12 protein-coding genes are annotated in these 14,434 nt (G+C 66.2%); 1 reads left to right on the forward strand and 11 read right to left on the reverse strand.

The window, feature by feature from the left end; genetic code table 11:
- Window positions 1-12: 12 nt before the first annotated feature.
- From B3446_RS07790 to B3446_RS07815, 6 genes are all read right to left on the reverse strand, one after another.
- Window positions 13-1,008 (reverse strand): ABC transporter ATP-binding protein, encoded by a 996-nt coding sequence (locus B3446_RS07790; protein ID WP_291379461.1) that lies wholly within the window; start codon window positions 1,006-1,008, stop codon window positions 13-15.
- Complete coding sequence (locus B3446_RS07795; RefSeq protein ID WP_291379463.1) at window positions 1,005-1,994, reverse strand: ABC transporter ATP-binding protein; 990 nt, start codon at window positions 1,992-1,994, stop codon at window positions 1,005-1,007. The genes B3446_RS07790 and B3446_RS07795 overlap by 4 nt, the downstream gene beginning before the upstream one ends.
- A complete protein-coding gene (locus B3446_RS07800) occupies window positions 1,991-2,920 on the reverse strand; it encodes an ABC transporter permease (RefSeq protein WP_175122614.1) in 930 nt (309 codons plus the stop codon). Before B3446_RS07800 ends, B3446_RS07795 begins: the two co-directional genes overlap by 4 nt.
- Entirely contained in the window at window positions 2,917-3,864 is a 948-nt protein-coding gene (locus tag B3446_RS07805) for an ABC transporter permease (RefSeq protein WP_291379465.1), read from the reverse strand. Before B3446_RS07805 ends, B3446_RS07800 begins: the two co-directional genes overlap by 4 nt.
- Window positions 3,851-5,329 (reverse strand): ABC transporter substrate-binding protein, encoded by a 1,479-nt coding sequence (locus B3446_RS07810; RefSeq protein WP_291379467.1) that lies wholly within the window; start codon window positions 5,327-5,329, stop codon window positions 3,851-3,853. Before B3446_RS07810 ends, B3446_RS07805 begins: the two co-directional genes overlap by 14 nt.
- 117 nt (window positions 5,330-5,446) lie before the next feature.
- On the reverse strand, window positions 5,447-7,735 hold the full coding sequence (locus tag B3446_RS07815) for a molybdopterin-dependent oxidoreductase (RefSeq protein WP_291379469.1): 2,289 nt from the start codon (window positions 7,733-7,735) through the stop codon (window positions 5,447-5,449).
- A gap of 203 nt (window positions 7,736-7,938) precedes the next feature.
- Here B3446_RS07815 and B3446_RS07820 point away from each other — a divergent pair, with 203 nt between their 5' ends.
- Window positions 7,939-9,435: a PLP-dependent aminotransferase family protein gene (locus tag B3446_RS07820; protein WP_291379471.1), complete on the forward strand. Its 1,497-nt coding sequence runs from the start codon at window positions 7,939-7,941 to the stop codon at window positions 9,433-9,435.
- On the opposite strand, the gene B3446_RS07825 is transcribed toward B3446_RS07820, so the two are convergent.
- The 5 genes from B3446_RS07825 to B3446_RS07845 all read right to left on the reverse strand — a co-directional run bounded on the left by B3446_RS07825 (window position 9,424) and on the right by B3446_RS07845 (window position 14,395).
- On the reverse strand, window positions 9,424-10,647 hold the full coding sequence (locus tag B3446_RS07825) for a benzoate/H(+) symporter BenE family transporter (RefSeq protein ID WP_291379473.1): 1,224 nt from the start codon (window positions 10,645-10,647) through the stop codon (window positions 9,424-9,426). The two genes, B3446_RS07820 and B3446_RS07825, sit on opposite strands and share 12 nt — an antisense overlap.
- A 130-nt stretch (window positions 10,648-10,777) precedes the next feature.
- On the reverse strand, window positions 10,778-12,328 hold the full coding sequence (locus B3446_RS07830; RefSeq protein WP_291379475.1) for a cryptochrome/photolyase family protein: 1,551 nt from the start codon (window positions 12,326-12,328) through the stop codon (window positions 10,778-10,780).
- Window positions 12,329-12,344: 16 nt separating this feature from the next.
- Window positions 12,345-12,953, reverse strand: coding sequence for a lipocalin family protein (locus tag B3446_RS07835; protein WP_291379477.1), 609 nt, complete (start codon window positions 12,951-12,953; stop codon window positions 12,345-12,347).
- A 150-nt stretch (window positions 12,954-13,103) separates the two neighbouring features.
- Window positions 13,104-13,829, reverse strand: a complete 726-nt coding sequence (locus B3446_RS07840; RefSeq protein ID WP_291379479.1) for an anti-sigma factor — start codon at window positions 13,827-13,829, stop codon at window positions 13,104-13,106.
- Window positions 13,826-14,395, reverse strand: a complete 570-nt coding sequence (locus tag B3446_RS07845) for a sigma-70 family RNA polymerase sigma factor (RefSeq protein ID WP_191577873.1) — start codon at window positions 14,393-14,395, stop codon at window positions 13,826-13,828. Before B3446_RS07845 ends, B3446_RS07840 begins: the two co-directional genes overlap by 4 nt.
- Window positions 14,396-14,434 lie beyond the last annotated feature (39 nt).

Genomic DNA, 14,434 nt, shown 5'->3' on the forward strand with positions numbered 1-14,434 from the left:
CTCCATGAAAAATTACGAGGAAATCGGGGCGGCGCCGGGAAACCAGCAAGCCACTTTGTGTTCGCCCGCCATGGCCATCAGCGGCGGCGCTTCCTGGCGGCAACGTTCAACCGCCAGCGGGCAGCGCGGGTGATACCGACAGCCTGACGGCGGGGACATCGGGCTGGGCGGTTCACCCAGCGCGACCGGAAACCTCCGACGGCCATCGCGATGGCGTTCCGGCTCGGGTACGGCAGCCAGCAAACCGCGCGTATAGGGATGCAGCGGCCGGTCATAGACATCATCTCGGCGACCGGTCTCGACGATCTGGCCGGCATACATGATGGCGATGCGATGCGAGATATGCCGCACCACGGCCAGATCGTGCGCGATCAACAGGAAGGATAGTCCCAGTTCCTGTTGCAAGTCCTGGAACAGATTGATGATCTGCGCCCGCACCGACACGTCCAGCGCCGACACCGGTTCATCGGCCACGATCAGCTCGGGCTGGATCGCCAGCGCGCGGGCAATGCCGACGCGCTGGCGCTGACCGCCGGAGAACGCATGCGGATAGCGCTTGGCCGTATCGGCCGGCAGGCCGACCTGCGTGATCAACTGGGCTACACGCGCTTCCAGCGCAGGCCGTCCGGCTGACCAGCCATGCACGATCAAGGGTTCGGCGATCGCATCAATCACGGTGTGCCGCGGATTCAAGCTGGTGGTCGGGTCCTGGAACACGAGCTGCATGTGCCGCCGCAGCTCGCGCAATTGCGCGGTGCTAGCGGTGCTGATGTCTTCCCCCTGAAACCGGATGGAGCCCGAGGTCAATGGCGTGCGGCGCAGGACCGCGCGGCCCAAGGTGGTCTTGCCCGAACCGGATTCGCCTACCAGGCCCAAGGTTTCACCGCGCGCCAGTTCCAGCGACACCCCGTCGACCGCGCGCGCGGTCATGGGCCGGCTGAACCAGCCCGCCGAGCGCACCGGGTAATGCACCCGCAAATCCTCTACCTGCAACAAGGGCGCCGTCATGCCAGCTCCTTCCAGACCGGTGCAAACGGCCGCACACAGGCAGCCAGACGTCCGGGCGACAGCGTCTGCAAAGGCGGCCGCGCGGCGCAGGCCGCATCGGCGCCCGGGCAACGTGGCGCGAAGTCGCAATAGCTGCGGCGCACGCGCGGATCGGGCGGCACGCCGTCGATCGCCGTCATGCGGGGCTGGTTATCCGACAGCCGCGGCGTCGCGCGCAGCAGACCCGCCGTATAGGGATGGGCGGGCTGCTCGAACAAGGCATCGGCATCGCCTACCTCCACCAGACGGCCGGCATACATCACGGCCACGCGGTCGGCTACTTGCGCCACCACGCCCAGATCGTGCGTCACGAGCAGCACCGCCAGTTTGAGGCGGGTTTTCAGTTCGGCCAGCAGTTCCAGGATCTGTGCCTGGATCGTGACATCCAACGCGGTGGTCGGCTCGTCGGCAATCAGGATTTGCGGATCGCAGGCCAGCGCCATGGCGATCAGAATTCGTTGCCGCTGGCCGCCGGAAAACTCATGGGGCAGACGCGCCAGGCGCTCGGCGGGTTTGGGGATGCCGACCTGCTCCAGCAGACTGATGATGCGCGCACGACGCGCTGAGGCACTCAGCGCGGTATGGCGCGCCAGCACTTCATCGATCTGCGTGCCGATGGTCAGGAGCGGATTCAGCGCGCTCATGGGATCTTGAAACACCATGGCGATGCGCCGGCCGCGGATGTCTTCCAGTGCGCGCTCCGGCAAAGCCAGGAGATCCTGGCCGTCAAACACGACGCTGCCGCCAGCCACCCGGCCGGGCAAGGTCGTCAGGCCCATCAATGCCAAGGCGCAGGCGCTCTTGCCGGATCCGCTTTCGCCGACCAGGGCCAGCGTTTCGCCGGCATGCAGATCAAAGGAGACGCGATCGACTGCATTGACGCTGCCCTGGCGGGTCAGGAATTCGACGCTCACGTCACGCACGCTCAACAGGGGTTGCGTTGTCATCGCCCCTCCTTGGCCAGCAGTTTGCGGGCAAAGTCTTTTTCGCGTTCCCGCGGGTCCAGCGCCAGGCGCAGGCGGCTGGCCGCCAGATTGACGCCCAACACGGTCAGCGCGATGGATAGACCGGGAAAGGTCGCCAGCCACCACGCGCTGGTCAGATAGTTGCGGCCGTTGGCCACGTCAAGGCCCCAGGATACGCCCGGCGGTTGCACGCCCACACCCAGAAACGACAGGGCCGCCTCGGCCAGCACGACGCGGGCAAACTCCAGCACCATCAAGGTGATCAGCGGCGCGGCCAGATTGGGCAGCACATGGCGCAGCAAGATGCGCGCCGGCCGCGCGCCGGCCATCTCGGCGCTTTCGATGTAAGGCAATTGGCGCACCGACAGCACCACGCTGCGGATCTGCCGCGCGTACACCATCCAGCCATTCAGGGCCAGGGCCAGAATCACCGTGCCCGGGCCGGGACCCAGAATCACGAGGATCACCAGCGACAGCAGCAAGCCGGGGAACGCCACATGGATATCAACCCAACGCATCAGTACCGCGTCCACCCGGCCGCCGGCAAAGCCAGCAATCAGGCCCACCAGCACGCCCACGCCGGCCGATATCGCCACCACGGCGGCGCCGATGAAGATCGACAGCCGTGCGCCGTGCAGCACTCGGCTCAGCACGTCGCGGCCCAGGTTGTCCGTGCCCAGCAGATTCGCCAGGCTGCCGCGTTCTTCCCAGGCTGGCGGACGCAGGCGCGCCGACAGCTTGATCGTTGCGGGGTCATACGGCGCCAGCCACGGCAGGATGATGGCGACGGCCGCCAGCGCCAGCAGCAGCACCACGGCCAGAATCCAGCCACGCTGGCGATCCGACAAGGCCCGCCAGCCACGTGCCGCCGGTGCGGACACCGGCACTTCCCACACAGGCGCGCTCATACCGCGATTCTCCGGTCCAGCACCCGATACACGATGTCCAGGCAGAAATTCAGAATCACGATGAGGAAGGCGATGAAGAAGACCACGGCCTGCAGCAGCACCAGATCCTGGCGCTCGATGGCCTGCACCGCCGTCTGGCCAAGCCCCGGCCAGGCGAATACGGTTTCGACCACGACGGTATGGCCGGCTAGCATGGCGGCGAATTCCCAGCCCAGCAGCGCAACCGTCGGCACGGCGGCATTGCGCAAGGCATGCACCAGCACGACGCGCCGCGAGCGCAAACCCTTGGCGCGCGCCGTGCGCACGTATTGCGAATTGAGTTCATCGATCAGCGCCGAGCGCAGCATCATGGCGATACGCCCCAAGGCCGGCAGCGCCAGCGTCATGATGGGCAGAACGGCGCTGGCCGCGGTGTCCGAACCCGATGAGGGCAACCAGTTCAAGGTCACGGCAAACAGCAGGATCAGCAGCAAGCCCAGCCAGAACTGCGGCAGGGACAGGCCGCTCAAGCTCAGAAATACCGAAATCCGATCCGCCCATTGCCCGGGCTTCAGGGCAGCGGCAATGGCCAGCGGCACGCCTAGCAGCACGGCAACGGTCAGCGCGCCGAGGCACAAGGTGAGGGTGCCGGACAGGCGTTCCAGCACGATGTCCACGGCCGGGCGGTGTTGCCAGAGCGAGTCGCCGAACTGAAAGCTGGCGATGTCGCGCAGATAGTGCACGTACTGCAGCCAGATCGGGCCATCCATGCCCAAGGCGCGTGCGAGCACGGCGCGGTCTTCAGCCGAGGCATCAACCGGCAGCATGGCCTGCACCGGGTCGCCGATAAGACGCGTGACGACGAAGACAATCGTCGTCACGCCCACCACCACCAGCAAGCCTTGCAGAAAACGGCCCAGCAAAAAGCGCGGCAAGCCGCGCCCGCCCTGATCAGTCGGTGACACGGAAGTCCTTGAGCGGAATCAGGCCATCGACGCGCGGCGAGAAATCCACGCGCTTGGACAAACCGAAAATCTCGCCGCCATCGAGCAGGAAGACGAGATAGGCCTGATCGCGGCCGATCTGCAGCGCCTTGGAATACAAGGCCTGACGCTTGGCGGGATCGGCTTCCTGGCGCGCGTCTTCGATCAGCTTCTTCAGCTCGGCGTTGTCGTTGGCGGCTGCGACGCCGCCTTCGGCGTAATAGGCGCTGAGCGTGCGATCCGCGTCCAGCAGCTGGTTCGAATGGCTGCTGCTGATCTGCGCTTCGGTCGGCACGCGGTTCTTGTTCAGCGCGTCCAGGTATTCGGCCCATGCCAGTACACGGAAGTTGACCTTCAGGCCCGCGGCCTCCCAGTAGGCGGCAATGGTTTCCGCCAGTTCCTTGTCTTTCAGCCAGCGGCCCGAGGGGGCGTAGAGGTCGATGCTTTTGCCATGGGCGCCGGCGGCTTTCAGCAGCTCGGTCGCCCGCTTGGGATCGTACGGATAGGGCTTGATGGAGGCGTCATAGCCAAACCAGCCCGGCGCCAGCAATTGGCCGTGCGACACAGACGCGTAGCCGCCATAGAGGTCGTTGGCCAGCGCTTCCTTGTCCACCGCGTAGTTCAAGGCCTGGCGCACGCGCACGTCCGCCGTCAGGCCTTTCAGGGCGTTGAGCGACACGAAGGGCAGGTCGGTGCCCTTGAGCGTCACGGCCTTGGCCACGCGCTTGGTGTCTTCCGGCAGCAGATTGGTGATGAAGTCGAAGTCGCCGGCGCGCAGGCCGGACAGGCGCGTTCCGGGTTCGGCGACGAAGCGATAGGTGGCGCGGTCGACATTGCCGACGGCCTTGGGGTTCCAGTAATTCGGATTCTTGGTGAGGACAATGCGATTGCCCTTGGACCATTCCGTCAGCACATAGGGGCCGCTGCCCACCGGCTTCTGGCTCAGGCTGCCATCGGCGGCCGCGGCGGGCGACACGATGGTCAGCCAGGACAGACGCGCGGGCAGCGCCGGATCGGCGCCGTTGGTGTGCACCTTGACGGTCACGGCGTCCACGGCCTCGGCCTGCTTGATGCCAAGAAAGAACGGCCGTTGGCGCGAGGCGGTCTTGGGGTCCACGATGCGGTTGATGCTGGCGGCCACGGCGGCGGCATCCAGGGGCTTGCCGTCGCTGAACTTGAGGTCCGGACGCAGCGTGACCTCCCAGGTCGTCGCGTCGATCTGACGCGGCAGGGCCGTCGCCAATTGCGGCACCAGCTCGCCCGCCGGCGTGCGGGTCAGCAGGGTTTCGAAGATGTTGCGCGAGACGGCGCGCTCGGAGCCATCCTGCGCCGTCTGCGGATCCAGCGTCGAGGGCTCGGTGCCCAGCGCCAACGTGATATCAGCCGCCTGGGCGGCGCTCAGCACCGACGCAGACAGCAGCAAACCCAAAAACTGGTTAAGGCGCATGGCGCACTCCGGATCCATCGTAAATAAGGAAAACGAAGTTTGCCGTCAGAAAATCAAACGTGCCGTTCTAAGGATATGTCGCGGAAATACTTGACTGAAGCGAGCAGGGGCGGGGCACTACGCCGCCCCGGACAGCAACACGGGCAGTTCCCACGCCCGATGCTGCACCGGCTCGCCCAGATACTTTTCCACCTGCACCAGGGCGGTCTGGGCACTGGGGCCCTGCGTCAGCCGCGAGGTCCCGATGTCCGCGGTCAGGGTGTTCGGATTGCCATGCCGGTCCAGAGGGCCGTCGGGATCCGACCAGGCGCCCGTCGCCATGATCACCACGCCGCGCGACAGCCCGTCGTCCAGCACCGCGCCCGCCAGACAGGCGCCACGGTCGTTGAACACCCGCAGCACATCGCCTTCGCTAATGCCGCGCTCGGCCGCATCCAGCGGGTTGATCGCAATGGGTTCATGGCCGGACACCTTGCCGGCGCGCGACAGGCTGGCGGGATCCAGCTGGCTGTGCAGCCGCGTGCGCGGTTGATTGGTCAGCAGGTGCAGCGGCCATTGACTTGCGGTTGGCGCGCCCAGCCATTCGGTCGGCGGCAGCCAGGCCGGATACCCGGGGCAATCGTCGTAGCCATATCCGGCCACCGCTTCGGAATACAGCTCGATCCGCCCGGACTTTGTGTACAGCGGGTTGGCGGCCGGGTCCTGCCGGAAGCGCTCAAACAGCACGTAGGGCGTTTCGGGCGGCGGCACTTCGGCATGCCCGCGCGCCCAGAAGGTGTCGAAGTCAGGCAGTTCCACGCCCCGCGCCTGGCATCCCGCCCGCATGCCGTCATAGACATGCCGGCACCAGCCGGGCACATCGCGCCCCGCCGTGAACGCCTCGCCAAAGCCGGCGCGCCGCGCCAGTTCGGCAAAGATGTCGAAATCGTTGCGCGCCTCGCCCTGCGGCTCCACGGCGCGATGCATGGCGAACACGTAAGGATCGCGCGACGACCCGCCCACGTCCTCGCGCTCCAGCGCCGTCGTGGCGGGCAGCACGATATCCGCGCGCCGGGCCAGCGGTGTCCAGAAGGACTCATGCACGATCACCGTCTCGGGCTTGTTCCAGGCCTGCCGCAAGCGATTCTGGTCCTGATGGTGATGAAACGGATTGCCGCCGGCCCAGTAGATCAGCTTCACGTCCGGGTAGACATGCCGCCCGCCGTTGAACTCGTACTCGGTGCCCGGCGCCAGCAGCATGTCGGCGATGCGTGCGACCGGGATCGCCAGGCCCGAGGGATTCTTGGGCACGGGAATCTCCGGCCCTGGCACCTGTCGACGCGGCTGGCCGATGCCATTCAACGAGGCATGCCCAAAGGCAAAACCGCCGCCGGGCAGACCGATCTGGCCGAGCATGGCCGCCAGTCCGATGACTGCCCAATACGGCTGCTCGCCATGCTGCGCACGTTGCAAGGCCCAGGCGGCCGTCAACAGGCTGCGCTGCTGCGCGGCCTCGCGCGCCAGCGCCACAATGCGGGTTGCCGGAATGCCGGTAATGGCCGCGGCCCACGCCGCATCCTTGGGCTGGCCATCGGTATCGCCGCGCAAATACGCGGCCCAACGGTCAAACCCGGTGCAATGGCTGGCCAGAAATGCTTCGTCGTGAAGATGCTCGGTCAGCAGGGTATGCGCCATGCCCAGCATCAACGCCGTGTCGGTGTTGGGCCGTATCGGCAGCCACTCGGCCGCCATTTCGGCGGGAATGTCGGCCCGGGTGGGGCTGACCACCACCAGCTTGATGCCGCGCCGCTGGGCCTCGCCCAACCATCCAGGCAGGTTGTGCAGGCCCGAGCCGCCTGACGTCACCTGGCTGTTCTTGACCGGAATGCCGCCAAACGCGATCAGCACCCGGGTGTGTTCCAGTACGCTGTCCCAATCGGTCACATCGCCGCTGACGGGCGAGGTGGTGCCGATGACATACGGCAGCAGAAACTGCGCCGCGCCCCAGCTGTAATTGCCGATCTGATCGACGCAGCCGCCGCCCAGGAACAGGAACCGCCGGATCAGGCTGCGCGCATGATGGACCCGCCCGGCCGAGGACCAGCCATACGAGCCGCCAAATATTCCGGCCGCGCCATGCCTGGCGCGCACGCGCGCCAGCTCGCCCGACACGAGGTCGAGCGCGCGGTCCCAGGAAATTTCGATGTAGTCGTCGCCCTCGCGGTCGCGGCGGCCTTCCAGCCAGCCGCGCCGCACCGCGGGACGGCGCACGCGCAGTGGCGAATGCACCATCTCGGGTATGGAATCCAGCATGGGCGAGGGCGCCGGATCCGGCCCAAAAGGCTCGCAGCCGACCAGGCGGCCGGCTTCGGTGATTGCCGTGAAGGCGCCCCAATGCGCGAGCGAGGGGTGACGCGTAGGTGCCATGCGGAAAACTCAGAGTGCGGTTCGATCCTGGATCAGCCTGACCCGGAATCCGGCGCCATGGCTGATGGCTTGATCGTCGAAATCATACTGCGGCGTTTGCAGGCCCGATGCATCACCTTCGCGGGCAGCGCCCGGCAGTGACTTAGAATGGCCGGTCAGGACCGGCAATTTCCGCGCCGATCAGCAGACCGTTCAACAACCGTATGGCAACGACATTCCAGCTGGATACGCTCAAGATTCAGATGAGCGAGGCAGCGCTCCAGCGGCTGGATCTGCATCAGCGCATCCAGCGGGCGCTGCGCGCGCTGATCCTGGACGGCGCGCTGGGACCGCGGGTCAAGCTGCCCGCGACGCGCGGCTTGGCCAAGTCGTTGGGCGTGTCGCGCGACACCGTCGAGAACGCCTACGTGCAATTGCATCGCGATGGCTACATCGTGCGTCGCGAGGGCTCGGGCAGCTATGTGTCCGAGACGGTGGGAATCGAACTGCGGGGCGCGACGCGCAAGCGGACAAGGCTGGAGCGCAAGCCCGGCGCGGCGCAGCCGGGGGCGGGTCTGAGCCGGCGCGGGCGGGCGATCCTCAATAGCGGCGGCGTTTCAGACCAGCAGGTCATCAAGGCGTTCGCCACCGGGCTGCCCGAGACGCGCACGTTTCCCACTGGCGTCTGGGAACGCCTGCAGCGCCAAGTCATGAAGGACAGCCGCAGCCACGTGTTGCTGCATGGCGAACCGCAGGGCGCTGAACCGCTGCGCCGCGCCATCGCTGCCTATCTGAATCTGGAGCGTGGCGCCAAGGTCGTGCCCGAGCAGGTCCTGGTGCTCAGCAGCACCCGGCAAGCGCTCTTCCTGTGCGCGCATCTGCTGGCCGACGCCGACAAGCCCATCCTGATGGAGAACCCCGGTTACTTTGGCGCCCGCAAGTCGTTCGAGGCCGCCGAAACGCGGATCGTGCCGATAGACGTCGATGCGCAGGGCATACGCATGGACCTCCTGCGCGCGGACCGCAGCGGCGCCAGTTGCGTGTATGTGACGCCGTCGCACCAGTATCCGACGGGCGTGACGTTATCGCTGGAACGCAGGCTGGAGCTGATCGGTTGGGCCGCCGACCATGGCAAGTGGATCATCGAGGACGACTACGACAGCGAATTCCATTACGACGGTCTGCCGACCGCTTGCGTGCAGGGCCTGGACCGGCATCAGCGCACCTTGTACCTGGGTACGTTCAGCAAGACGCTGTTCCCCGGCCTGAGGATGGGATACATGGCGCTGCCGCCGGAACTGGTCGACGCCTTTTCACGGGCGCGCAGCATCATGGACGGACACACGCCGCAGATACTGCAGTTGACACTGGCCCGCTTCATGGAAGACGGTCATTACCATTCGCACGTGCGGGCGATGCGCAAGCTGTACGCGGGGCGCCGCGAGGTTCTGCTGGCGTCGCTGGTCAAGCGGCTGGGCCACGTCGTGCAGGCCGTGCGTCCCCCCGGCGGCCTGCAGATCCCGTGCCTGCTCGAGCCGGGTTGGTCCGAGGAAAGGACCCTGCTTCTGGCAGAGCGCGCCGGCCTGCGCCTGCCCGGCCTCAGCCGGCTGTATGCCGGGCCGTACAAGCAGCCGGGCTGGCTGTTGGGCTATGCGTCGTTGACGGCCTACGAGATCGAGGATGCCGTGCTGAGTCTGGAGAAGGCGCTGTCAAGAGCCTGACCTGCCTTGAAGGGGCTGCATGGCGCGCCGTGCCTGAGGACCGCCGTGCATCAGCAGATGCGCAGTCAGGCCGGCCACCAGGCCCCAGAATGCGCCGCCCACGCCCAGCAGCGTGACGTTCGCGGCGGTGGCCAGGAAGGTGATGAGCGCTGTCTCACGCGTGTGCGCGTCGGCCATGGCGTTGGCCAGGCTGCCGCCAATCGCGCCAAGCAAGGCAAGGCCGGCCAGCGTGGTGATGAATGCCTTGGGCAGCACCATGAACAGTGTCGCCAACGTAACGCCGAAGGTGCCGACCAGAATGTAGAACGCACCGCAGGCTAGACCCGCGACGTAACGCTTGGCGGGATCTTCATGGGCGTCCTTGCCGGTGCAGATGGCGGCGGTGATTGCCGCGACATTGAATGCGTGCGCGCCGAAAGGCGCCATGACGAGCGAGCCCAGTCCCGTCACGGTCAGGATCGGATTCGCGCTGGTCCGGTAGCCATCGTTGCGCAGCACCAGCATGCCGGGCATGTACTGACCGGTGAGGGTGATGATGAAAAGGGGCAGGGCAACGCCCAGCGCGGCCTGCAGCGAGAAGGCGGGCATTTCGAACACGGGCGCCGCCAGGCGCAGATGGACCGCCGAGAAGTCGATCCGGCCCTGCGCGACGAGCAATGCGAGGCCGATGGCCAGGATGCCGATCACGGCGAAGCGCGAGGAGAAGCGCTTGAGCAGCGCGTAGGACACCACCAGCACGATCACCAGCAGGGGGTCGGCGCTGGCGCCGCCAAAGGCATTGACGCCAAACTGCAGCAGGATGCCCGCCAGCAGACCGGCGGCGATGCCCCCCGGGATCCTGCGCACAAGGTTTTCGAATGCACCCGACAGTCCCAGCACGATGAAACCCAGCGCCGACAACATGTATGCGCCGATGACTTCCTGATAAGGCGTGAACGGCATGACCGTGGCCAGGAACGCGGCGCCGGGCGTGGACCACGCCGTAATGATGGGCGCCTTGTAGCGCCAACTGAGCAACGCGCCGGTCACGCCCACCCCGATGGAAACCGCCCACACCCAGGAGGTGGTCTGCGCCGGCGACAAGTGGGCCAGCTCTGCCGCCTGAAACACCAGGACAAAGGTGCCGCCGTAGTTCACCAAGACCGATATCAGGGCCGCGACGGTGGGGGATAGGAAATCGGCGAGTCGGATATCCGCCCGAGGTGCTGTCATGAATCACTCCGCATTCAAGGGGCGCCCGGCCGCAGGCCGGACTTGAACGGGGAGTCTATGGGGAGCGTGGCGGGTTGATACCTGCCACATCCCGCCAGGCGGGCAGACCGCTTCTGAAGTGGAACCTTTCTTAAAGTTCGTCCAGGCGTGCCAAGGTCAGCGCCGCGTGCTGGCGCAACGCCGTCTGCGCGTCCTCGGGCATGTCCCGCCAGCGTTGGTACACCATGGCCAGGCGCCGGTTGTCCTCGAGCTGCGGTTGATGGCGAGCAAAGAAATCCCAGTACAGCGCGTTGAACGGACAGGCGCGCTCGCCCGTCTTCTGCTTCCTGTCGTACGAGCATCCACGGCAGTAATCGCTCATGCGGTCGATGTAGGACGCACTGCCGGCATAGGGTTTCGTGCCCAGCAGACCACCGTCGGCAAACTGGCTCATGCCAACCGTGTTGGGCAGTTCGACCCATTCGAACGCATCGATGTAAACGCCCAGATACCAACGGTGCACTTCGGCGGGGTCCAGACCGGCCAATAGCGCGAAATTGCCGATGACCATCAGGCGTTGGATATGGTGCGCGTAAGCGTTGTCCAGCGAATTGCCGATGGCGTCGCGCATGCAGCGCATGGTGGTCTTTCCGGTCCAGAACCACGTCGGCAGCGGGCGTGTGTGCGCCAAGGCGTTGCGCGTCTCGTAACCCGGCATGTGCGCCCAGTACACGCCACGCACATATTCGCGCCATCCCAGGATCTGCCGGACGAAGCCCTCGACCGCAGCCAAGGGCGCGCGCCCCGTTTCGTAGGTGGCCTGCGCCTGCCGCACCAGCTCGTCTGGGTGCAGCATCTTGGTGTTCAAGGCGAACGACAACTGCGAGTGAAACAGACGCGGATTGCCCGCGCTCATGGCGTCTTCGTAAGCCCCGAAGTTTGGAAGCGTGTGCTGGATGAAATGATCCAGCCACGCCAACGCCTGCGTGCGATTCAACGGCCAGCGGAACTGATCGGCTTGCGGATTTCCAAAGCTTCGCACGCCTGCCTGACACACCGTTTCCCACAACGCGCGATGGTCATGCTCTGGCCGCGCGTCCGGCGGCAGCGGCGGCGTGCCGGGCCAGGACTTGCGGTTGTCGTGGTCAAAGTTCCATCGGCCGCCCGCGGGCGCGCCCGATTCGTCCACGAGCACGCCATGGCGCTGGCGCATATGACGGTAGAACGTCTCCATGAGCCAGTTCTTGCGTGAACCGAAGAACTTGGCCACCTGGTCACGCGTCGTGTAGAAATGCTCGCTGTCGGCTTCCCGGACAGAGAATGCTTGCGACGCACTCCAGGCGCCAAGGACTTCACTGACGCGCCACTCATCGGGCTGCTGGTAGTCCAGTTCTCGGGCGCCATAGTGGGCCATCAACGCTGCCAGATTCTGGGTGATGTCCTGCCGATTGCTGGGATTGTCGATGGCGACATACCGCACGCGATGTCCCGCCTCGCGCAGATGTCGTGCGAAGTCGCGCATGGCGGCGAATATCGCCAGGATTTTTTGCGCGTGGTGCAACACGTAGTCCGTCTCTTGACGCACTTCCATCAGCACATACACGACGTTCGGGTCGGTCCGGGCGAACCAGCTGTGCAACGGGTTCAGCTGGTCGCCGAGAATCAGGCGCAGGGTGTGCGCGCTTGCGCGCTCGGATGTCATGGCGCGCGGCCCCGCATCAGGAGGCAGGTTCAAGTGGCGGCTGTTCGCGATCCTGGCTGACCCAGATGAATGCGTCGGTGTCCAGGCCCAACGCCTTGGCGCGGCGCAGGATGTCGTCGCGCGTATCGTGGCCAAGCGTCTTTTCACGCGCGAGAATCCAGGCGTAGCTGCGATCCGGGCCAACGACGAGGGCCCAGCGATAATCCGGGTCCAATGCGGCCACATGGTAGCCGCTATAGAAGGGGCCGAAGAACGACACTTTCAGCGATGCCACCGACGGGTCACCGGTGAAGCGGGCTCGCCCCTGCGCCGAACGCCAATCGCCTTGCGAACCCTTGGCCGGGTCGAACCCGCGGTTGACGACGCGCACGGTGCCGTCATTCTGCAGCGTGTAGTGAGCGGTGACGTCCGTCATGCCGCGTTCGAAGCTGTGGTCCAGCCGTGCGATTTCAAACCAGCGTCCTTCATAACGATGCACGTCGAAGGCGCCAACGGGTGTCACGCCTTTGGGCGGCGTCGTCGCGGCACAGCCATACAACGTCAAACCCAACAGTCCCAAGGCCAGCCACGGCGCGACGCGCCGCAACGGGTGGATGAAACGACGACCGGCTTCTGCATGACGCATGAAAAACCTCCGCTGAATTTGAGTCTCGGAAATTATATTTGCGGGGGTCTGCGCCCTTGGTTCCAGTTCGGAAAGAAAGGAAACAATTCATGGGCGTCGGGCCGGCTTCAGTACCGTACCTATGCCGGCGTCGATTCAGGCGGGCCGGCGCTACATCACCTTTACCGCGCGGCCGATGAACTGAATCGGGCCGGTCGGCTTGCCGATGGGTGAGCCGGTGGCCGGTTCCAGCGTCAGTTCGAACAGTTGGTTCGGTTCCAGCGGCGGCAGCTTGTCCAGCGGGATGCGCACGGGTTCGCCGGGTTTGACCAGGCCCAGCGACACCGGGCCGGCCCAGCCGTCGGCCTTGGTCCAGAACTCCAGCGCACGATCGGCCGGCACCTGCATGGCCGCGATCGGCACCAGTTGCACTTCCCGCTGACCGGCACTGGCCTGCACGACCCAGCCCGGCGTTTGCGACTGGGGCGCGACCAGCACCACCATGTACTGCACGGGACCCGGCGCGGGCGCGGGCCGCAGCGCAAGTGTGCCAGCCAGCACCAGGGCGGCAGCCAGGCCGCTGGCGGCCGCACCGCGCCAGAAGAACAGGCTGTCCCACCAACCCGGGCGCGCCGGTTGCGCGGCTTGCCGGGCCGCGCGCTGGCGGTCCAGCGTATCCGCAATGCGTGGCCATAGGCCTGGCGACGGCTTGATCGGCTGGGCCAGGCTGCTGAGCGGCAGCAGGCGTTCTTCCCAGCGGTCGACGGCGGCGCGCAGTGCGGCATCGTGCGGCAGGCGGGCGTTGACGTCGCGCCGGCGTGCAGCGGGCAAGGTGCCCAGCACGTATTCGCCGGCCAGTTCGTCCAGGTTGTCGGGGGAAGGGGACGGGGCGCTCATGCCAGGCATTCCTTCAGCGCTTTCAGGCTGCGCTTGATCCAGGCTTTGACGGTGCCCAGCGGCGCGCCCAAACGCTGCGCGATTTCACTGTGCGACAGGCCTTCCACGTAGGCATGCAGCACACAATTGCGGCGCACGGGTTCCAGTTGTTCGAGGCACGGGCCGATGCGGCCGGCGCTGTCGCGCCAGTCGAACGCGTCCCGCGTGTCGTGCCAGGCGTCCATTGCGTCGCGAGCATCCAGTGCGGCGGCGGTGTCGTCGTCGACGGCGGCTTCGTGGCGGCCGTCTCGCACGGCGTTCAGCGCCAGGTTGCGCGCGACGCTGTAGATCCAGCCGCGGGCAGAGCCACGCGTGGCGTCGAAGCTGTCGGCGCGGTTCCAGATATTGACGAAGGCGTCGTGCACGATGTCTTCGGCCCGGGCGCGGTCACGCACGATGCGCTGGGCAACCCCCAGCAGCCGCGGGCCTTCGTGCCGGTACAGGGCCTCCAGCGCGGAACGACGCCCTGCGGCGCACTGCGCCAAGGCCGCTTCGTAATCGAAATCCGGAACAGGTCGGTTCGGCATGCACGCAGGTTCAGGGATGAAGGGCACGGACCGGACGGG

The sequence above is a fragment of the Achromobacter sp. UBA5777 genome (genome assembly GCF_002418565.1).
Lineage (GTDB): Bacteria > Pseudomonadota > Gammaproteobacteria > Burkholderiales > Burkholderiaceae_B > Achromobacter > Achromobacter animicus.